Source organism: Glutamicibacter sp. GQ173, assembly GCF_059759215.1.
Window position 1 is genome coordinate 144440 of sequence record NZ_JCAXDT010000008.1, and the last position, 19977, is coordinate 164416.

Genomic DNA, 19977 nt, shown 5'->3' on the forward strand with positions numbered 1-19977 from the left:
TTGGTGGCTAGTGCGGGCTATTGGCGCCGTGCAGGGTTTCGGGTCAGCAGGAAGAGCAGGTACAGGCCGCCGCCGAGCGCGGTGGCCATGCCGATGGGCATTTGCCATTGCAGGGGCAGCTGCTGCAGCGCAACATCGCAGCCGAGCAGCAAGACGGCGCCGGTGAGCGCCGCGGGCACGATGTGGACGGTGCGCGAACCGATCAGCTGGCGAATAATCGCTCCCGAAGCCAAGGCAACGAAGGCTACCGGTCCGGCCGCCGCGGTGGCCGCGGCACTGAGGCAGACCGCGGTGAAGACGGTCACGCGGCGCACGGTTTCGGCCCCCACGCCCAGCGCGCGTGCCGCGTCGTCGCCCATTTCCAGCAGGGTCATCCCGGTGGAATGCCACAGCAGCACCGGTAGGAGGAAGGCCAGGGCCAGCAGGACCAGCAGCGCATCGGACCAGCTGCGTCCGCCCAGTGAACCAGTGAGCCAGAGGTTGGCCTGGGCCGCCAGCTCTGCGTCGCCCTTGGCCAGGAGCAGCGTATTGGCAGCCGAGAGCATGGCGCTGACCCCGATGCCGATGATGACCAGGCGCTGGCCCCCGGTACGCGCTCCGGCATAGGACAGCAAGTAGACCAGCCCCGCGGTGAGCAGCCCGCAGGCCATCGCCGCACCGGCCGTGGCCAGGGCGCCGGCATTGAACACGACGATCTGCGCCACCGCGCCGGTGGCGGCCCCGGTGGTGAAGCCGATGATATCGGGGCTGCCCAACGGGTTGCGGGCGATGGATTGGAAACTCGCTCCGGCCGCGCCCAGGGCCGCGCCCACGCCGATCGCGGTCAGCACGCGCGGTGCGCGGATGGAACCAACGACCAGCAGATCCCGTTGGCTGCCGTGTCCGGCCAGGGCATTCAGGACCTCTGGAGGCGAGAGCCTGATGGTTCCGGTGCCCAGCGCCACGACGGCCAATACGCACAAGAGCACCCCCAGGGTGATCATTACCGCATGCCGGCGAGCTTTCGTGTAGTGGCTTCGTGCCATTAGCTGCCTGCCTTGAGCATGCGTCGGGCCAAGAGGATGAACAGCGGTGCGCCGATCAGCGCGCTCATGGCCCCGGCACCGACTTCATCGGGCCTGACGAGTATTCGGCCGAGGATATCGGCAATGAGCAATGCAAGTGCTCCCAGGGCCATGGACAAGGGAAGCAGTCGTTGGTGACCGGCTCCTACCAGCATGCGCGCGGCGTGCGGGGCGGCCAGGCCGATAAAGCTGATGGGTCCGGCCGCCGCGGTGGCGGCTCCGGAGAGCAGGACTATTCCCAGCAGCCCGAGCGCCCAGGCGCGCTGCGTGCTGATGCCCAGGGCCTTGGCCGAATCCTCGCCCAAGGCCAGTGCATCAAGGGTGCGCGACATGCCCAGGGCCAGCACCGAACCTATCAGGATCACGATTAGGGTCGCCGGCAGGACATCGTAGCCGCGTCCCTGCAGTGAACCGGTAGCCCAGGAAGCGTATTTGGTTTGGTTTTGCGAAGTTCCGCCGATGATCAAAATGGTGGTGGCCGCCGCGAGCATGACCGAGAGTCCTGCCCCGGCCAGGACCATGCGGGAGAGGTCGTTTCCCCGGGTGCTGCGCTGGCCGAGCAGGAACACGGCGATGCTGCTGATGCCGGCACCGATAAAGGCAAAGAGCATCAGTACCGCCGGCTGGATCACCCCGAGGGTGATCGCGATGGCCACGGCAAAAGCCGCTCCTGAATTGACTCCGAGCAATCCTGGTTCGGCCAGCGGATTGCGGGTCAGCGATTGCATCAGTGCTCCGGCCAGTCCCAGTCCCGCGCCGACCAGGATGGCCAGGAAGGTCCGCGGAATGCGCAGCTCATGCACGAGCAGGTGCTCGGTATTGGAAGGGTCGAAGCCGGTGATGGCTCGCAATGATTCGCGCAGCCCGATGGACGCGGAGCCCACGGCAAAGGAGCAGGCGATCAGGAGACAGAGCATGGCCAAGGCCGCCGCCCACCACAGCAGTGGTGAGCGGCGTCCTGGAACGGTGCGAGGCTGGAACACGTGGCCTTACTTTGCCAAGGATGGGAAGTCGTTCTCGAAGTAGTCCAGGATCTGGCTGGATGAGTAGTAGTCCAGGCGGAAGGAATTGGCCAGCGGGAAGACATTCTTGCTCTTGACCGAAGGCAGGTTGGCCAAGGTCGGATCCGCGAGGAAGCTCTTGGCGGTGTCTTCGGTCGCCGCAATCAGGAAGGCCGCATCGCCGGTGGCGGACTTGGCCAGGCCCTCATAGGAGGTGAAGACGAAGTCATCACGCTTCTGTGGATTGGTGTTGAACGCTTCGGGTGGCTCAACGACCTCAAAGCCCAGAGAGGAGATCAGCCGGGAGTGCGGTCCAGTGGTTTTGCCCACAGGCGAGGCCGAGCCCTTATTGTAGGAAACGATGGAGGCGGTGGTACCCGAAGGAATCGCCAGCTTTTCCTTCACCTGGGCCGCGCGCTCGTCAAATTCGGCAATGATCTTTTCGGCTTCAGCCTCGTGCCCGGTGGCCTCGGCCAACTGCCGGGTCAGTTCTGGCCAGTCCTTATTGGAGTAGTTGACCACGATGGTCGGGGCGATTTCCGTGAGCTGCTCGTAGTGGTCCATCACCGAGTCGGCACCCGAGGTGGAGACGACAATCAGGTCGGGGTCCTGGGCGATGATCGACTCCAGATCGAAGTTGCCGATCTTATACAGCGGCTGGACGTTGGCGGAGGTGGCAGCTTTGCTCCACTGGGTGAAGAATCCGTTGGAGTCGGCTTCCGGTCCGGGGGTGGTGATGGTGGTGGCTGCCACGGGTGCGTCGATGGCCAGCAGGGATCCGGTGGTGGACATTGCGGTGTTCACGATGCGCTTGGGCTGTTCTTCGATGGTCACCGAACCTTTTTCATCGGTGACGGTGCGTGGCCATTGGCCCTGTTGAGCGGCCGAGGACTGGGTGTCGCTGGTTTCAGGCGTGGCGGAGCCACTGGCAGTGCAGGCCCCGAGGCCCAGCACCAGGGCCGCGGCCACGGTGGTCGAAGCAATCGTACGAAGGTTGAAACGCACCTGGAATCTCTCCTTGGCGGTGGCTTGCCCGGGACTGCACGGGGCAGGATCCATGAGCAAGGCGGACGAGCAATAACGAGATGCGAGCCTATCCTTACGCAGTTAGGTTACCCATACATCAAAGGCCGGCATGAGTTCGTTTCCAGGGGCATAAGGCCTAGAAAATCCGTGAATGGCAGGTTTTCGGCCCCAAAGGAACTTTGTCGTTAATAGATATTCTGTTGTCCGGAAATTGTGGAATGGTGCACGGAACTGGGCCGGCGACCCCGCGCGGCGAGAAAGGCGCGCGAGAAATTCGGGACATGCCCATAGCCCATCCAGCGGGCCACGGAATCTATTGAAAATCCGGCCGCAAGCATGCCTTCGGCTCGCTGCATGCGGTAGGCCGTCCACCAAGCCGCCAGGGATTGGCCGGTGGCCGCGCGCCATTGGCGTTGCAGGCTCCGCGGGCTTAGTCCGTGCTCCGCGGCCAGCTCGGCGAGATTGGCTGCTCCGGTGGTATCCAGGATCAGGCGCCGGGCAATGCCCGCCAGGCTCGGGTCCTGCGGCCAACGCAGCCCCGGGTAATGGGCGCCCCGCTCCAGCAAGGCGAAGACTTCGCGCCGATCAAAGTGCGGCGGCCGCAGCGCGGTGATGTGGGCGATGGCTTGGCGCATCAGCTGCGGCTCGAGTTCTGGAGGGATGCGCAGCGGTAGACGCAGGTGCGTGCGTTGCCCGCCGCCGGGCAATGGCATGCTCAGCGGAAAGAAGAGCGCTCCAGAATCAATGGACAGGCGGACCGAATAGCCGTCGGGAATGACCAGTAGCTCGCCGGCTTCCAGGCGCTGGGTATGAATCTGCTGCTCATCCGCACCGGGGGCGGACAGGCTCACGGAACCGCGTCCCTGGTAGGCCCATAGCGCGTACCGATGCTGCGGAAAACTCATCCAGCGTGTAGCCAAGGCCGGGACCGGCTGCCATCGTCGGTCTGGATCCTCGATGGTGTCCACAGCGCGGCAGCGTTGCCGGAATTCCCCAAAGCCCATGGCATATTCGGCAGAGATCTGGCGGCGCAAAGTACGTTCGGAAACCCCCAGCCGGGCGGACACATCGCCAAGGGTCCGTACAGCTGCTGGCTCATGGCGCAGGAGCCTGCGCGCGCGTTCCACTGCCAGGTGGCGCGCCGGTGGCAGCGGCGAAGCTGGAGGGCGGTGCTCTTGAACAATAAAGTGCGCCAGATGCTCCGCTATACGCCCCGTTGGCATTTGGCCCCGATGCAACGGCGAGAGCGTGAGCAGCATGAGGTAGAACATCCAGCCGGTTTGTCCCGGCGGAACTTCGATTCGCAGCAGCTGGTCGATTGCCGGCCCGCTATGGCGTGCCGGGATGAGGATCGCCAAGGCCAGGCTGTCGGCAGCGTGTTCAACCATATGGGCTGTGCGTCGCGGAATCCATAGCGCCTGGCCCGGCCGCAACGAGATGACCCCATCTTCAAAATGCACGCGCGCGGTGCCCTGGTGAACCCAGACGACGATGGTGTAGTTCAGATTGCATTTCCAGGCGACCAGTACATCGGCGCTGACCGCGGGATAGGCCGATGCCTGGTGCTCCATAGGTGCTCTCCTGGTCTCTGGTGGCAGAACTGCTGTCAGCTTATCGGTGCCTGCCGCACCGGGTTCTCGCCCAGCATGGCCCGGCGGATGGAATCAAGGTGTTCGCTCATCGCCTGATATGCTGCGGCGGCATCGGAATTCTGGATTGCGGCCAGAATGCGCTGGTGCTCGGTGAGTTCCCCGGATTGCGACATGTAGGGTTGCATGGATGGCAGGACATAATGGGCGCGCGCGGTTTGCGCCAGGCAGGTCTCCAGGCTGGCGGTGATCCGGGAGTTGCGCGAGGCCGCGCATAGTTCGCTGTGGAACCGGCGGGCTGCGTGCATGGAGTCGATGGGATCACTGACTGCCAGCTCCTCCTGGTCTTTCAGATGGGCGCTGAGGCTGGCCACCAGTTGCGCCGAATGCAGCGCGGCAACTTCGGATGCCACGTGCGGTTCAAGGAGCCGTCGCAATTCCAGGACTTCGTAGACGTCGTTCAGCGAAATGGCGCGCACGAGGTAGCCCTTTTTAGGCAAGACCTCGAGCAGCCCCTCGCTGGCGAGCTGGCGCAAGGATTCGCGCACCGGAGTCTTGGAGACCTCGAATTCTTGGGCCAAGGCCGGCTCGACAACCACCGTCCCGGGCGACAGCTCTCCGCGGTTGATGCGTTCGCGCAGGGTATCGGCGAGTTTCTCAGAAAGCGAGCTGGCCATGATTCCTTGATTCTTCCGGTCGTAACTTAGCGACCTGCGCTAGGTGCTGATCTGATGAACACTTTAGTCTGGGTAGAAATATATTTCAGGAATCTTACGAGATATCCATTCTTCCCGGGGAACGACGTCGTGGGCATTGTGGCAACTTTGCCAGCAGCAGGGCTGCAGTGCCGGCTGGCCTCGGTGCCCGGGGAGCACCATCGAACGATGCGGCTATGCCCTGCGTGAGGCCGCGGCAAGTCGTGCATGAATCGACAATTTCTGGATCGAAAAGGAGCCATCCGTGGGGAACCTCAAACGCCAAGTGCCTGATCTGTCCGAGCTGGTGAGCCTGATGAAGTTCAAGGTCCCATCCCTTGACCGTCGCGCGGCACGGCTGGCGGCTGCTGCCGACATTTGGGACCTGCGGGCGATCGCCAAACGCCGGACCCCCGCCGCCGCGTTCGACTACGTGGATGGCGCCGCCGGACGGGAGATCACCGCGCGACGCGCACGGCAGGTCTTCGACTCCGTGGAATTGCTGCCGCGGATCCTGCACGGAACCGCGCACTCGGATCTATCCACCACCATCGCAGGAGCGCCATCGAAGCTACCCTTCGGCATAGCCCCGACTGGATTCACGCGCTTCATGCAGTCTGAAGGTGAAATCGGCGGCTCGCGTGCGGCGCAGAGGGCCGGAATCCCGTTCAGCCTCTCCACCATGGGCACCCGCTCCATCGAGGAAGTGGCCGCTGCTGCCCAGGGAGGACGCAACTGGTTCCAGCTGTACCTGTGGAAGGACCGCGAGAAGTCCAGGGCCCTGGTGGAACGTGCCGCTGCCGCAGGGTTTGACACCTTGCTGGTGACCGTGGATACGCCGGTGGCCGGGCAGCGCCATCGCGATACGCGCAACGGCATGAAGATCCCGCCGGAACTGACCCTCAAGACCATCGTTGATGCCTCCTATCGTCCGGAGTGGTGGTTCAACTTCCTGACCACCGATTCGCTGAAGTTCGCTTCGCTCTCCGGCACCTCGGCCGATTTGCCAACGATTATCAACTCCATGTTCGACTCCTCGTTGGACTTTGATGATCTGAAATGGATCCGCGAGCTGTGGAAGGGCAAGCTCTTCGTCAAGGGGGTGCTCACCGCGGAAGATGCGGCCAAGTCGAAGTCCGCAGGGGCCGATGGGCTCGTGGTCTCCAATCACGGAGGACGCCAGCTGGACCGCGCCCCGATTGCCTTCGAAGCGTTGCGCGAGGTTCGCGCCGAAGTCGGCCAAGACATGGAAATCATCCTGGACTCGGGCATCATGTCCGGCGCGGACATCGTCGCCTCGCTGTGTGCCGGGGCCGACTTCGTGCTCATTGGCCGCGCCTACCTCTACGGACTGATGGCTGGTGGCGAGCAGGGAGCCAGCCGTGCCATTGAACTCTTGTCCAGGGAAGTGGAAGTTGCCATGCAGCTGATGGGGGCGGCCTCGATCAAGGACCTGGATGAGTCGTTGATCCGCCGACGGTAGTCCCGCAAAGAGCAACTGATTCACAGATGGCACCTGATGATTCATATCTTGATTATTGATGTCAGGAACTTATACTTGCGGTATGGACATCACCTTGACGCAGCTTCGGTACTTCAGCGAAGCAGCAGCCCAATTGTCGATGACGGGTGCGGCCGAACGGCTGAACGTCGCCCAGTCCGCAGTGTCCAGTGCTGTAGCGCAGCTCGAGAAGCAGATTGGCTCCCAGTTGTTCATTCGGCAGCGGGCCAAGGGCCTGCTGTTGACGCAATCCGGCGAGCTGTTTTTGAAGGATGCCAACGCCGTGCTCGCGCATCTCGAAGAAGTCGTGGAGAACGCGAAAGGCGACCAGGCCAGCGTCGCGGGAGTGGTCAGGTTGGCGTGCTTCAGCACGCTGGCGCCGTTCCACATTCCTGACTTGGTGAACCGGCTCAAGGCAGATCATCCGGATCTTGTGCTGGAAGTCATCGAAGCCGACGCGGCTGGCTGTTCCCGGGCATTGAGCGATGGGCAAGCGGATCTGGCGCTGTGCTATGACCTCGGGCTGCCGGAGAATGTCTCCACGAGCACGGTCAGCAACGCCAGGCCATATATTGCGCTGCCCATGGGGCACAGGTTTGCCGGCAAGAAGGCCATCAAGCTGCAGCAGCTGTCCGCCGAGCCATTCATCCTGCTGAATATGCCGCACTCAAAGGACTTGATGCTGTCGATTCTTCGCCAAGCCGGCGTGGAGCCAGAGGTCCGATTCCAGTCGGCAAGCTATGAAACCGTGCGCACCTTCGTCGCGCACTCCCATGGATATTCCATTTTGCATCAACGGCCGACGCATTCCATGACCTACGACGGCAACGAAGTGGCCATCGTGGAGATCGCGGATCAAGTCCCTGAACTGCGCACGGTGCTGGCCTACCTTAGATCGCAGCGGCCCACGGGGCGCATGAGGGCGGTGGCCGATGCCGTGCACGCCCAGATTGCAGAACGCGCCAAGGGCCCGGGCGCAACAGGCGTGCAGCCAGGCTAGGCAACTGAACGATATCCGTTGATCATGGTCTTGACCAAGTGCCTCTGATGCGAAGAAGTGACTTCTGCCGGTTCCAGCATTGACGTGATGTGCAAGCCCATCATGGCGTTGATCAGTTCGCTCCGTGCATAGTTGACATTCAGCTTCCGGGGAACCTCGCCCAGATCCTTGGCTTCGTTCAGGCACTGGCTGATCTGCACCATCCAGGCGTTCAGGGCCGCAGCCCCGATTCTGCGCAGCGACTCATCGGTTTGCGCCCTTTGCCAGAAGGCAATTGCCACCCGGGCCTCGGCGATGGTAGTTTCATCGGCCGGGATGATTTCAAAGCACAGGGCCAGCAACGCATCCAGTCCGCGGCGCGAAGCCAGCACGTGGGCGATCCGCTGGTCGGTGCGTTGGCAGATCAACTCGTAGGCTGCGAGCAACAGCTCGTTCTTGTTCGCGAAGTAGTGGGAAATGATGCCGGGAGTGGCATAGCCGCATTCCTTGGCGATATCCCGCATGGTCGCATTTTCAATGCCGCGGGTGGCGATAATGTTCCAGGTGGTGTGGATGATGGCAACACGGCGCTCTTCGTGGTCGACGAGGCGAGGCATGGTCACGCAGCTTTCCGGCGAGCAACGCCAAGTCTGGTCGGATAGGGGCAAATGGACAGGAACTGGCCCGGGCAGTCCAGCTCCTGTCCATCCTCGCATGGCCGCAGCGGCCTGCCAGCTATGCTCCGCAGTGTCCTGCGGGCGGGCCGGCTGGGGCGGAGCAGTGCGAGCTCGTCGAGGCGGGGAGGTCCAGCATGGGATTTTCATTGAAGAAGCCATGGGGCTTCAGCGTGAAGCCTACGGTATCCACGGGCATGATGGGCCAATCCTCGGGGCGCGGGAAGTGCGTCAGGCCAAAGGAGTGCCACAACACGATGTCCTGGCCGTCGATATCCCGGTCGGCCTGCACGAAGGCTGGGAGCCCGGCCCCGCCTGGATTGCGGTTGACCAAGTCGCCGGCGGCGTACAGCTCTCCTTCGGCGAAGCGCGTGACCCACAGGTCATGCCGGGTGAAGGCGGCGCGGGCAGCGATGGATGAGTCATCGGCCATGGCCAGTGTCGGGTTGTTCTGCGGGTACAGGGTGTAGCCGACCGGCTCGCCCACATGGTTCAGCGAATTGGGATTGCTGACCTGCCAGACGCGTCCTGCCGCGGCATTGGCATCGCGGATCGCCTGCTGTTCGGTGGCCAGGCGCTGCCGGCTCTGGGTGAACGCGTTGCCGTGCGGATTGCCTGCGGATTTCGGCAGGCGGACTACCTCAAGTTCATCAACAGCGTTGGTGTGGCCATCGATCATCATGTCCAGGCGGGCGCCGAAGAGGTGCTGGTGGTACGGGGCGGCCAGGCCCGGCGCGATTTCCGAGGCGTATTCGTAGCCCTTGTGCGGCAACGCCGCGGTGAAGACGATGCCAGTGGCCTTGGCCTCGAATTCGATGGTGCCATCGAGGTACAGATACCAGTAGAAGCCATAGTCGTAGTTGCCGACCGTGGTGAAGAAGGAAACCACCAAGCGGCGGTTGCGGCGCACTTCGTTGGACCCTGCCCACTCATCGGTGTGCTTCCAGCCGATTCCGGCATCTTCCTCGTGGATGCAAATCCCGTTCTCGATGATGCGCGGGTTGCCGAAGTCGTCGGCGACCACGGGGGACATGTAGTGGATTTCGCCAAGGCAGTCGCAGCCGAGCTTCAGCGAGTTCGCGTCGCGTCCCACCAGGTATTCGCCAGTGTCGAAGTAGTTCTGCCAGCTGCGGTAGGGGGATGGATCGCCGTAGGGGACCACCATTTCGGAGATGGAGGCGCGATGGATCAATGGGCGGCGTGTGCCCTTCTGGGTGTGGTGGATCTGGTGGAGCACGAGTCCTTCGCGGGCATCGAAGCCGACGCGCAGGTCCCAGCCGAGCCAGGAGAGGTGGTTGCCTTCGACCGTGAAGCTGGCTCCCTCGGGCTGCGTGATCTCGATGGCCTTCAAATCCTTGCGCAGTTCACCATGGACCTTGGGATCGGTGTAGTTTCCGTTGATTTCCGGAACGGGAACCGGGCCATCATCGATTAGCCGGTCAACGCGCTGGTTTTCGAGGTCGACGAAGGCTACCAGGCGATCGATGGGGTGGGCCCACGCATGGTCTTCGGGCGAATTCTGCACGAAGCCCAGTCCGCGCAACAGGCGCTTGCCTTCTTCGTTCTCGTAGTCGAAGACACCGGCGGATAGGGGTGCGACGCGAACTTGCGACGGGGTCAGCCCGCGCTTGGCCAGGGCTTCGATCCACCCTTCGTCGGTTGCCAGGATCTTTTCGACGGTGTCGAATTCCTCCAGCAGCACCGGGACTTGCCCGTCTTTCCCGACCTCGATTTCGCGCTGGGATTCGATCTGCCCGCTGTCCAGGCTGATCGTGATATCCAGGGAGCGGGGGATGCTCGGGTCATAGAGCATGGCACGGATCTTGCGGCTGATCGCTGCCTGTCCGCCGGCATACAGAAGTTCCTTGGGCGGTTCCAGCAATCCGAGGTAGGCGAAACGGGTGGTCTCTTCTGCCAGGCCGGCTTGGGCCAGGATGCTGCGGGCTTGCTGGATCTCTGCTCCGGTCAGCTGCTCCAGCGGATGCGCCGTCTCCATCGCGGTCGCCGAATCTGAGTGGGCCATCTGTTTCTCCTCGATGTTTTATGGAACAAGCGTTCAAAATCAATTTCGATTGTGACAGGGGATACGTGCAATGGCAACCACCGGGCGGGAATATTTCCCGCCGGGCCCAGCTCCGGCCGCATGGCAGGCGCGCCGTGATGCTATGTTCCCTGGTTTCCGGATGATGGCAGAGGAAGCGGGGGCTCTTCCCCGGCCTGCGGCCGCCTGTCTGGCGCGGCGGGTCACCCCGCCGGGTGATCGCCAATGCCGATCGAGCTGCGTGGACAGCGGGCTGGTGGCGTACTGAGGCTCGCGGTCTTTTGGATCTGAAATTCAGATTTGTATCATCTAATAATATTTGTTTACGCGATCGGAATGGCCCTCTACTGTAGGTCGTGTGACGCGAAGCACTGTGGTTTTGAGCCAGCTGGAAGACGCGTCGCCGCAAGTAGCCCTGGAGAGCTTTGGATATCAGCTCCGCAAGGGAATCACGCCTCCACGGGCCGGATGCGTCCGCGGAGGGAACGGCAAAAGGAAATAGACATGCATAATGATGCATCTTCAACAAGGCTTGCCCAGGACCAGACGCAGCATCTGCAAAAGAGCTTGGGCCGCATGGACCTTCTGCTTCTGGTGGTTGCAGCGGTCGTCTCTATCGAGATCCTTGGGCAGGTCTCCGGTTTCGGTGCTGAAACCTTTACCTGGACCCTGATTCTCGCGGTCACCTTCATGATTCCGTACGGGCTGATCTTCGCTGAAACCGGTGGCGCCTTCACCGAGGAGGGCGGCGTCTATGTATGGACCAGGATGGCGTTCGGACGCGTTGTTGCCGCCATTGCCTCGCTGCTGACCTGGGTGACCCAGCCGGTGTGGGTGGGTGGAGCGATGTCCTTCGTCGCGGTGGAAACCTGGTCCGAGTATGTGGCACCCATAGAATCTGGCTCGATGTGGGACTATCTTTTCAAGCTGGCCTTCATCTGGATCACCGTCACATCGGCCATCATCAGCCTCAAGCACGGCAAGTGGCTCCCTTCCCTGGGAGCGATCCTCAAGGTCGGATTCCTGATGTTCTTCCTGGCGGTCACGCTCATCTATGGATTCATCAACGGATTCAACGGCTTGTCCGTCAAGGACTTCTCGCCCAGCGTCGGCGGTTTCCTCGGGCTGACACCCCTGCTGCTGTTTTCCTTCCTCGGGTTCGAGTCCGGCAACAGCGCCGCGGGTGAAATGAAGAATCCGGCCAAGGACGTGCCCATATCGATTGCGCGGACTTCGCTGCTGGCCGCCGGAAGCTACCTGCTCCCTGTGCTGGCCATCCTCTTGGTGGTCCCGCTGGATCAAATCACCGGCATTGGCGGGCTGTTCGGTGCCGTGGAGGAAGTCTTCACGATCTTCGGCGCGGGCGCGCCGGCCATGCTGGCCATCGCTGCCATGGTCTTCTGCTTCGTGCTGGTCTCCCAGGGCGGTGCATGGATGATCATCTCGGACCGCATGCAGGCGATGGCCGCAGCTGACGGTTCCTTCTTCGGGGGCTACTTCGGCCGGTTCAACCCCAAGCTGGGAACCCCGATGAGGGTTAATACGCTCTCTGGCATCGTGGCAACGATCTTCATGCTCATGGCCATGCAGCTGAACGGATCCAGTGCGGCAATTTTCGGTATCGTGCTGACCATTTCCATCTCGACCTTCCTGCTCAGCTACCTCATAGCGATTCCAGCGGCCGTGCGCCTGCGCAGCAAATTCCCGGCGGTTGACCGCCCCTTCCGGGTGCCCGTATCCGACGGAGTCTTCAAGATCCTCGGCGGGATCTGCTTCGCGTGGATCCTGCTGGGTTCATGGGTCGCGGTATTCCCCGGCACCCTGGAAGCCCTGCTGGGAGCGGACTACGACTTCGAGGAGATCTGGGGAGTTTCCCAAGTCGAATTCGAGCTCTTTGCCGTGGGAACGCTGGTGGCGATCCTGGTCTTAGGCGTGGTCGGCTACATTCGCGGCGCCAAGGTCCGCCGGGTGGATGCGGATCCCGCTGAGGCCGGCGGCAGCGGGCGAAGCAAGCTCGAAGAGCCGTCCCAGCCATGAGCGTTCTCGCGGCCCGCGGGCGCAGGCAGGCTGCCGCATGGGCGCCGTGGGCCGTCGGGATGCTGACCGGGGCCTCAGCCGTGGCGCACTTTGTCCTCGCGGTTGGATCCCCGGGGGCCATGGGGCTGTTCATGCTGGCCGGCGGGCTGCTATGCCTGTGGTGCACCATCCATCCCATGTTCGGACGCCATGGCCTGCGCCGGCAAACCCTGCTGGCCATGGCCATTTCGAGCGGCAGTGCGTTGATCCACATGGGCCTGATCACCGCCCATGCTTCCTCCGGCGGTCATCGGCACGGTGGAGGGCCGGAGGTGATCGCCGCCCAGAACGGGCATCTGCAGGAGATGCTGGGCCTGGTCGGCTTCGAGCTGGTGATCGTGATGCTGCTGGCGGTGATCGCCCGCACCCTGGCTGGCGGCCAGCAGATCGACGCGGATCTCCCGGCCCTGAAAGCTGATCGCGCCCCTGCGCTCTGCGCTGGCCAACTGCTGCTCGAAGGACGGCAGACTTAGCATCTGATTTTCAGATTCATATTAACGAAAAGAACTTCTTTACAGATGTAGTCCGCTGGGACGAATCTGGATTAGACACCAACTGACAACTCCCATGGACGGAGAACAACAATGCAGAATACCCGCACAGAAGTAGTGGTGGTTGGCGGAGGCCAAGCAGGCATCGCGATGAGCGAGCACCTGGGCCAGCGCGGCATCAGCCACGTCGTGCTCGAGAAGGACCGCATTGCCGAGCGCTGGCGGACTGGCCGGTGGGATTCCCTGGTGGCCAATGGCCCGGCCTGGCACGACCGGTTCCCGAACCTGGAATTCAGCGGCATCGAGCCCGAAAGCTTTGCCGGCAAGGACCAGGTGGCGCAGTACTTCGAGGAATACGTCGCCCAGATCGGCGCCCCGGTGCGCACCGGAGTGCAGGTCAACCGGGTTACCCGCAACCAGGGCCGTCCGGGCTTCACGGTGGAAACCAGCGAGGGAACCATCGAAGCGTCCTACGTCGTCGCAGCGACCGGTCCCTTCCAGAACCCGGTGATCCCGCAGATCGTTCCGGCAGATGCCCCGGTGAACCAGATCCATTCCAGCGGCTACCGCAACCCGGGCCAGCTTCCCGCAGGCAACGTCCTGGTGGTGGGCGCGGGATCCTCGGGCGTGCAGATCGCCGACGAGCTGCACCGGTCCGGACGCCAGGTCCATCTGGCCGTGGGGCCGCACGACCGCCCGCCTCGGCGCTACCGCGGACAGGACTTCTGCTGGTGGCTGGGGGTATTGAACAAGTGGGAAATGTCCGCGCCACCCCAGGGCGCCGAGCACGTGACCATCGCGGTCAGCGGTGCCCGCGGCGGGCAGACGGTGAACTTCCGCGCCCTGGGTCGCCAGGGCATCACCTTGGTGGGCCGCGCGTCCAGCTACCGCGACGGAGTCCTGGGCTTCGATCCGGATGTGGCCCAGAACGTGGCCCGCGGCGACGCGAACTACCTCTCCATCCTGGACGAAGCCGATGCCTACATCGAGCGCAACGGACTGGGCTTCCCCCAGGAGCCCGAGGCCCGGGAGCTGGGCGAGCTGCCCGAATGCATCACCGATCCATTGACCGAATTGGACCTGGCGGCTGCCGGGATCACCACCGTCATCTGGGCCACCGGATTCTCCGTGGACTACAGCTGGCTGGAAGCGGACACCTTCGATGAGCGCGGACGCCCGCGGCATCAGAAGGGGGTCGCCCAGGAAGCCGGGGTCTACTTCCTTGGCCTGCCATGGCAATCGCGCCGCGGCTCCAGCTTCATCTGGGGCGTCTGGCACGATGCGCAGTACATTGCAGACCAGATCGGCATCCAGCGTGCCTATGCAGCCCACCAGCCCATGACGGCCAGCGCGCTGTCCTCCGCGGCCTGCGCCTGAGCCCGCCATCGCCTGAAGGAAAGAAACCAATGAAGCACACCCGCATCCGCACCTTCAATACAAAAGACACCTACCCGGAACAGAACCTGGATAACGATCTGTGCCAGGCGGTCGTTGCCAACGGGGTCGTCTACTTGCGCGGCCAGATCGGCCAGGACCTGGATACCCGCGAATCGGTGGGCATCGGGGACGTCGAGGCGCAAACCGAAAAAGCCATGGCCAATATCGAGCTGCTGCTCAAGGAAGCCGGAAGCAGCCTCGAGGACATCGTCAAGGTCACCGTCTACCTTATCGACCCGCGCTACCGGGAGACCGTGTACCGCACCATGGGCAAGTGGCTCAAGGGCGTTTACCCGGTATCCACCGGCCTGGTGGTCCAGGCCTTGGCCCGTCCAGAGTGGCTTGTCGAAATCGACGCCACCGCAGTGATTTCCTAGGGAGCATCCATGACATTCAGTGTGATCGGTACCGACGGCAACGGCCGTTTCGGGCTTGCCGTGTCCTCCTCCTCGCCGGCGGTCGCCGCCCGCTGCACCCACCTGCGCGACCATGTCGGCGCGGTCAGCTCGCAGAACATCACCGATCCGCGGCTGGGCACCAGAATCCTGGACTTGCTCCAGTCCGGAGCCACCGCACAGCAGGCGATGGACGCGGCGCTGGAAGGCTATGCGGATGCTGCCTTCCGGCAGCTCACGGTGCTCGACGCCCAGGGCAACCAGGCGCTCTTCCACGGGGAACAGACCCTGGGCATCTATGCCGGAGCCCAAGGGCAGCACTGCGTTGCCGCGGGGAACATGCTGGCCAACGCCGGGGTGCCGCAGGCGGTGGCGCAGGGATTCGCTGAGGCCGGCGGTGAACTTGAACTGCGGCTGCTCGCAGCCCTGCAAGCCGGGATTGCTGCCGGGGGAGAAGCCGGTCCAGTGCACTCAGCGGGACTGGCAGTGGTCTCCGGCCACGGCTGGCGCGACACCGACCTGCGGGTTGATTGGCACGAGGATCCCATCACGGAATTGGAACGGGTCCTGGAAATCTGGCTTCCGCAGCGCGATGACTATGTGCAACGCGCCTTGGAGCCTGCGGCCTCGGCTGGTTACGGGGTGCCCGGCGATGCGCGCTGAGTCATTGGAACAATCTGGCCAATTGGCGCATTGGCGCCAGCAGGCTGCCCAGAAGTCCCAAGCCTTGCAGGACGAGCTGATTGAATTCTCCGAAAGGCTGCATGCCCATCCGGAACTGGGGTGGCAAGAGCACCAGGCAGCCGAGTGGACCGCGCAGCTGTTGGAACAGCATGGCTTCACGGTGGAACGCGGCTACCTCGGGTTCCCCACGGCTATGCGGGCTGTCTACGGCAGCGGCGTTCGCAGGGTCGGGCTGATGGCTGAATACGACGCCTTGCCCGGACTGGGACATGCCTGCGGGCACAACATCATTTCGGCGATGTCCTGCGGTGCGGCCATCACCTTGGCCCAAGTGGCCGATGATGCCGGGCTGCAGGTGGAACTCTACGGCACCCCGGCCGAAGAAGGCGGGGGAGGGAAGATCGAGCTGCTGAAGCGCGGCGCCTTCCAGGGACTGGATCTGGCATTGATGGCCCACCCGGCCCCGGTGGACAGCGCGGAGGCCAATCCCTATGCCGTCGCCCACCACCACGTGGAATACCGTGGCCGAGCAGCCCACGCTGCGGCCTACCCGGAACAAGGCGTCAACGCCAATGACGCTTTCATCGTGGCCCAGGTAGCGCTGGGGCTGATGCGCCAACAGCTTCCGGCCGGCACGCGCGTGCACGGTATCCAGACCAATGGGGGACAAGCACCTAACGCAATTCCCGGCAAAACCGAGGGGCGCTGGTATGTGCGGGCACAGAACCTTGTCGAGCTCGAAAAGCTTGAAACTCAAGTGGAGCGCTGCTTCGAAGCCGGAGCGGTAGCTACCGGATGCGAGCTGGAGATGACCCCTGAATCAGAGCCATATTCCGAATTCCGTACCGACCTGCGCGCGCTGGCCATCTACCAGCGGCATGCCCAGGCTTTGGGGCGCCGCTTCGACGCACCCGCGGAACAGGCCACGATGAATCGGGCCTCGACCGATATGGGCAATGTGTCGCAGGTCGTCCCCGCCATCCACCCGTATATCGGGCTGGGCTGCTACCCGGTGTCCAATCACCAGCCAGAATTCGCTGCCCAATGCGTGGGCCCGGCCGCCAACCAGGCCATCCACGACGGATCGATTGCCCTGGCGCTGACCAGCCTTGACTACCTCATCGCTGAAGCAGATTTCCCCGCCGCTCAAGGACCTCAGGCATGAGCGCGCCAGCCATCAATCCAGGCTGGCGCACGGAAACCGATTTGCTGGGAAGCTGCCGCCTGCCCGCCGCGGCCTACTACGGCATCAGCACCCAGCGGGCCCTGGAAAACTTTCCGGTCAGTGGCCGAACCATCGGCAGCCAGCGCCATTTGATCTGGGCCTTCGGCGCGATCAAGCAGGCAGCAGCGAGGGCGAATGAAGCACAGGGGCTGGTCCCAGCTTGGAAAGCGCGAGCGATCGAGCAAGCCGCACAAGAGGTGATGAATGCTGAATTGGACGAGCATTTTGTGGTGGACCGCATCCAAGGAGGCGCGGGAACCAGCACCAACATGAACGTCAATGAGGTCATCGCCAACAGGGCCCTGGAAATTCTGGGATTGGCCAAGGGGGATTATGCGCAGTTGAATCCGATCGACGATGTGAACCGCAGCCAGAGCACCAATGACACCTATCCCACAGCCGCCAAGTTGGCGCTGCACGTTGAACTGGTCGCGCTCTGCGACGAGCATCAGTTGCTGGAACAAGCCTTCCGGGCCAAGGCAGCAGCTTTTGGCCAGATCCTGAAGGTGGGTCGTACCCAGTTGCAGGACGCGGTGCCGATGACCCTCGGCCAAGAATTCCGGGCCTTTGCCGATACCCTGGCAGAAGACCGCGCCCGCATGCTGGAATTGCTGCCGCACCTTTGCGAAGTCAATCTTGGTGCCACGGCCATCGGAACCGGGATTACCGCCACCAGCAACTATCGAAAAGAAGCCGTTAGGCAGCTGGCAGAACTGACCGGTGTGCCGGTAGTCAGTGCCGAGAACCTGGTGGAAGCAACCAGCGATACCGGAGTTTTCATGCTGGTATCCGGAGTCGTGAAGCGCGCAGCCATCAAGCTCTCCAAGATCTGCAATGATCTTAGGTTGCTCTCTTCGGGGCCGCAGGCCGGTTTCAACGAGATTCACTTGCCGCCGGTTCAGGCCGGATCCTCGATCATGCCGGGCAAGGTCAACCCGGTGATTCCGGAGATGGTCAACCAGGTGGCTTTCCGGATCGCCGGGGCAGATACCACGGTCACCATGGCGGCCGAGGCCGGACAACTGCAGCTCAATGCCTTTGAACCGGTGATGGTTGATGCGCTGCTGGAGTCCATCCAGTGGCTTGGCACGGCAAGCCTTTTGCTGCGCGAGCGCTGTGTCGAAGGCATCGAGGCCAACGAACCCTTGCTATCCCGCCGCATGGATGAATCACTGAGCGTGGTCACCGCGCTGACCCCGCTGCTGGGCTATGCGCTCTCGGCTTCGCTGGTCAAAGAGGCCCAGCGCAGCGGCACGAACCTCACCCAATTGATCACCCAACGCCAATTATTGGAGTCACAGCAACTGGCCCGCGCGCTGGATCCCAGAACGCTTACCGGTAGTGGCACGCAATGCCCTCCTGGATAAAAGAACCACGCCACGCACCACTTCGCATTGGAGAATAAATCATGACCAAGCTATCTACAGACACTTCATGGCGAGAACTCGCCGGGTCGCTTCGTCTTGACGGGCGAGCCTTGATTGACGGGGAACGCAGGGACGCTTCGAACGCAGAGACGTTCCCCAGCATCAGCCCGGTCGATGGGCGCCATCTGGCCGATATTGCTGCCTGCACCAGCGAGGACGTTGAAGCGGCAGTTGCTTCGGCGCGGGCTGCCTTCGAGGGCGGCCAGTGGAGCCGCATCGGCGCCACAGCCCGCAAGGAAGCCATGCTGCGCTTGGCGGACCTGATGGAGGTTCATGGCGCAGAGCTGGCCTTGCTGGACAGCCTCGACATGGGAAAGCCCATCGCGCAGAGCACCACAGTGGATGTCCCGGGAAGCATTGAGACCTTCCGCTGGTACGCGGAGCTTGTCGACAAGCTATCTGATGAAATCCCTTCAACCCCACCGGGCACTACCGCACTGGTGACGCGCGAACCGCTGGGCGTGGTGGCGGCCATTACTCCGTGGAACTACCCGCTGGAAATTGCTTGCTGGAAGCTTGCGCCGGCATTGGCAGCCGGAAACAGCGTCGTGCTCAAACCAGCTGGTCAGTCCTCGCTCTCGGCGTTGCGGCTAGGCGAATTGGCCGTGGAAGCGGGTATTCCCGCTGGCGTGCTCAATGTTGTTCCAGGTTCAGGGAGGATCGTGGGAGAAGGGCTGGCGCGCCATATGGATGTGGATGCTGTGGCCTTCACCGGATCAACGGCGGTGGCCAAGGGGCTGCTTGAATGCTCGGGGCAGTCCAATATGAAGCGCCTCGGACTGGAAGCCGGAGGAAAAAGCTCCAACCTGATCTTCGATGATGTCGAGGATCTTGATGAGGCGGCGGCCAAAGCGGCCTTCGGAGCCTTCTACAACCAAGGCGAAGTCTGTTCGGCGAACTCGCGCATCCTGGTCCAGCGCGGCATTGCCGAACAGTTCATCGAGGCGCTGGCCAAGCACAGTGCCGAATATGCGCCGGGGGACCCCCTGGATCCTGAACATGCCGGGGCCGGAGCAATGGTGAACAGCGCCCATGCCGATCAGGTAGAACAAGCCATCGAGAGCGGCCGGAATGACGGGGTCATCCGCGCTGGGGGCCGGCGACTGGCCTTGAACGGGTCCGATGCCTATATCGAACCGACCATCATTGCGCAGTTGCCGGCCCAGCATCCGCTGCACCATACCGAGATTTTTGGTCCCGTCGCGACGATCAGCGTCTTTGATACCGAAGAGGAAGCGATTGAACTGGCCAACGGCACGGAATATGGGCTGGCCGCATCATTGTGGACCACGAATCTTTCCCGCGCCCACCGCGTCGCTGCTCGGCTGGTAGCCGGAACAGTGTCGATCAATACTGTCGATGCGCTGGGTTTGACAACCCCATTTGGAGGATTCAAGCAATCCGGTTTCGGCCGAGACCTATCGGCGCATGCGCTGGATAACTACACGGGCTTGAAAACCACTTGGATCCAGCACGGCTAGTTCCCAGGCCAGCAGCAGCGATCAATGGCTCGGGCCCGACTGCTTTCCGCATTGCACGCGGGTGGTGGCTGGGCCCGGTTTAGGGCTGCCTGGCTGTTCAACCCGCAATGGCCTCGGAGGCAATTGCGCGCTAAAGATGCGAACTGGATCCTCGGATCTCCCGTGTTTGCGTGGCCAGCCGTCCACGCAAC

General features: G+C 62.9%; 17 protein-coding genes. 10 read left to right on the forward strand and 7 right to left on the reverse strand.

From position 1 onward, the window contains the following. Positions 1 to 17: 17 nt before the first annotated feature. The 5 genes from AC6CHO_RS13700 to AC6CHO_RS13720 form a co-directional block, all read right to left on the reverse strand. Positions 18 to 1025 (reverse strand): FecCD family ABC transporter permease, encoded by a 1008-nt coding sequence (locus tag AC6CHO_RS13700; RefSeq protein WP_498215703.1) that lies wholly within the window; start codon positions 1023 to 1025, stop codon positions 18 to 20. Continuing rightward, positions 1025 to 2047: a FecCD family ABC transporter permease gene (locus tag AC6CHO_RS13705; RefSeq protein ID WP_498215705.1), complete on the reverse strand. Its 1023-nt coding sequence runs from the start codon at positions 2045 to 2047 to the stop codon at positions 1025 to 1027. The genes AC6CHO_RS13700 and AC6CHO_RS13705 overlap by 1 nt, the downstream gene beginning before the upstream one ends. 6 nt (positions 2048 to 2053) lie before the next feature. Beyond that, positions 2054 to 3070, reverse strand: a complete 1017-nt coding sequence (fepB, locus tag AC6CHO_RS13710; protein WP_498215707.1) for a Fe2+-enterobactin ABC transporter substrate-binding protein — start codon at positions 3068 to 3070, stop codon at positions 2054 to 2056. Between the two features lie 206 nt (positions 3071 to 3276). Further along, on the reverse strand, positions 3277 to 4662 hold the full coding sequence (locus tag AC6CHO_RS13715) for a helix-turn-helix domain-containing protein (protein WP_498215709.1): 1386 nt from the start codon (positions 4660 to 4662) through the stop codon (positions 3277 to 3279). Between the two features lie 35 nt (positions 4663 to 4697). Then, entirely contained in the window at positions 4698 to 5357 is a 660-nt protein-coding gene (locus AC6CHO_RS13720; protein ID WP_498215711.1) for a GntR family transcriptional regulator, read from the reverse strand. Between the two features lie 283 nt (positions 5358 to 5640). Between AC6CHO_RS13720 and AC6CHO_RS13725 the strand changes: the two genes are divergently transcribed. Both AC6CHO_RS13725 and AC6CHO_RS13730 read left to right on the forward strand, forming a co-directional pair. Continuing rightward, entirely contained in the window at positions 5641 to 6858 is a 1218-nt protein-coding gene (locus AC6CHO_RS13725) for an alpha-hydroxy acid oxidase (protein WP_498215713.1), read from the forward strand. Between the two features lie 82 nt (positions 6859 to 6940). Beyond that, a complete protein-coding gene (locus tag AC6CHO_RS13730) occupies positions 6941 to 7876 on the forward strand; it encodes a LysR substrate-binding domain-containing protein (RefSeq protein ID WP_498215715.1) in 936 nt (311 codons plus the stop codon). Here the strand turns inward: AC6CHO_RS13730 and AC6CHO_RS13735 are convergent. Beyond that, positions 7873 to 8472 (reverse strand): TetR/AcrR family transcriptional regulator, encoded by a 600-nt coding sequence (locus AC6CHO_RS13735; protein ID WP_498215885.1) that lies wholly within the window; start codon positions 8470 to 8472, stop codon positions 7873 to 7875. The two genes, AC6CHO_RS13730 and AC6CHO_RS13735, sit on opposite strands and share 4 nt — an antisense overlap. Positions 8473 to 8590: 118 nt before the next feature. Continuing rightward, positions 8591 to 10552: a primary-amine oxidase gene (locus tag AC6CHO_RS13740; RefSeq protein WP_498215717.1), complete on the reverse strand. Its 1962-nt coding sequence runs from the start codon at positions 10550 to 10552 to the stop codon at positions 8591 to 8593. Between the two features lie 522 nt (positions 10553 to 11074). Here AC6CHO_RS13740 and AC6CHO_RS13745 point away from each other — a divergent pair. The 8 genes from AC6CHO_RS13745 (at position 11075) to AC6CHO_RS13780 (ending at position 19786) form a co-directional block, all read left to right on the forward strand. After that, positions 11075 to 12607, forward strand: a complete 1533-nt coding sequence (locus AC6CHO_RS13745; protein WP_498215719.1) for an APC family permease — start codon at positions 11075 to 11077, stop codon at positions 12605 to 12607. Further along, entirely contained in the window at positions 12604 to 13119 is a 516-nt protein-coding gene (locus AC6CHO_RS13750) for a hypothetical protein (RefSeq protein WP_498215721.1), read from the forward strand. Before AC6CHO_RS13745 ends, AC6CHO_RS13750 begins: the two co-directional genes overlap by 4 nt. 111 nt (positions 13120 to 13230) lie before the next feature. Further along, complete coding sequence (locus AC6CHO_RS13755; RefSeq protein ID WP_498215723.1) at positions 13231 to 14514, forward strand: flavin-containing monooxygenase; 1284 nt, start codon at positions 13231 to 13233, stop codon at positions 14512 to 14514. Between the two features lie 29 nt (positions 14515 to 14543). Beyond that, positions 14544 to 14951 (forward strand): RidA family protein, encoded by a 408-nt coding sequence (locus tag AC6CHO_RS13760; protein ID WP_498215725.1) that lies wholly within the window; start codon positions 14544 to 14546, stop codon positions 14949 to 14951. A 9-nt stretch (positions 14952 to 14960) separates the two neighbouring features. Then, positions 14961 to 15632: a DUF1028 domain-containing protein gene (locus tag AC6CHO_RS13765; RefSeq protein WP_498215727.1), complete on the forward strand. Its 672-nt coding sequence runs from the start codon at positions 14961 to 14963 to the stop codon at positions 15630 to 15632. Next, the gene (locus AC6CHO_RS13770) at positions 15622 to 16818 is read left to right on the forward strand and encodes a M20 family metallopeptidase (protein ID WP_498215729.1); all 1197 of its coding nucleotides are present in this window, start codon (positions 15622 to 15624) and stop codon (positions 16816 to 16818) included. Before AC6CHO_RS13765 ends, AC6CHO_RS13770 begins: the two co-directional genes overlap by 11 nt. Next, positions 16815 to 18245, forward strand: a complete 1431-nt coding sequence (locus tag AC6CHO_RS13775; RefSeq protein WP_498215730.1) for an aspartate ammonia-lyase — start codon at positions 16815 to 16817, stop codon at positions 18243 to 18245. Before AC6CHO_RS13770 ends, AC6CHO_RS13775 begins: the two co-directional genes overlap by 4 nt. A gap of 41 nt (positions 18246 to 18286) precedes the next feature. Beyond that, on the forward strand, positions 18287 to 19786 hold the full coding sequence (locus AC6CHO_RS13780) for an aldehyde dehydrogenase (RefSeq protein ID WP_498215732.1): 1500 nt from the start codon (positions 18287 to 18289) through the stop codon (positions 19784 to 19786). Positions 19787 to 19977 lie beyond the last annotated feature (191 nt).

Bases quoted from the DNA above. Each gene is read 5' to 3' on its own strand.
- AC6CHO_RS13700 (WP_498215703.1), bottom strand. From the start codon at position 1,025: ATGGCACGAAGCCACTACACGAAAGCTCGCCGGCATGCGGTAATGATC.
- AC6CHO_RS13715 (WP_498215709.1), bottom strand. From the start codon at position 4,662: ATGGAGCACCAGGCATCGGCCTATCCCGCGGTCAGCGCCGATGTACTG.
- AC6CHO_RS13720 (WP_498215711.1), bottom strand. From the start codon at position 5,357: ATGGCCAGCTCGCTTTCTGAGAAACTCGCCGATACCCTGCGCGAACGC.
- AC6CHO_RS13730 (WP_498215715.1), top strand. From the start codon at position 6,941: ATGGACATCACCTTGACGCAGCTTCGGTACTTCAGCGAAGCAGCAGCC.
- AC6CHO_RS13735 (WP_498215885.1), bottom strand. From the start codon at position 8,472: ATGCCTCGCCTCGTCGACCACGAAGAGCGCCGTGTTGCCATCATCCAC.
- AC6CHO_RS13740 (WP_498215717.1), bottom strand. From the start codon at position 10,552: ATGGCCCACTCAGATTCGGCGACCGCGATGGAGACGGCGCATCCGCTG.
- AC6CHO_RS13745 (WP_498215719.1), top strand. From the start codon at position 11,075: ATGCATAATGATGCATCTTCAACAAGGCTTGCCCAGGACCAGACGCAG.
- AC6CHO_RS13750 (WP_498215721.1), top strand. From the start codon at position 12,604: ATGAGCGTTCTCGCGGCCCGCGGGCGCAGGCAGGCTGCCGCATGGGCG.
- AC6CHO_RS13755 (WP_498215723.1), top strand. From the start codon at position 13,231: ATGCAGAATACCCGCACAGAAGTAGTGGTGGTTGGCGGAGGCCAAGCA.
- AC6CHO_RS13760 (WP_498215725.1), top strand. From the start codon at position 14,544: ATGAAGCACACCCGCATCCGCACCTTCAATACAAAAGACACCTACCCG.
- AC6CHO_RS13765 (WP_498215727.1), top strand. From the start codon at position 14,961: ATGACATTCAGTGTGATCGGTACCGACGGCAACGGCCGTTTCGGGCTT.
- AC6CHO_RS13770 (WP_498215729.1), top strand. From the start codon at position 15,622: ATGCGCGCTGAGTCATTGGAACAATCTGGCCAATTGGCGCATTGGCGC.
- AC6CHO_RS13775 (WP_498215730.1), top strand. From the start codon at position 16,815: ATGAGCGCGCCAGCCATCAATCCAGGCTGGCGCACGGAAACCGATTTG.
- AC6CHO_RS13780 (WP_498215732.1), top strand. From the start codon at position 18,287: ATGACCAAGCTATCTACAGACACTTCATGGCGAGAACTCGCCGGGTCG.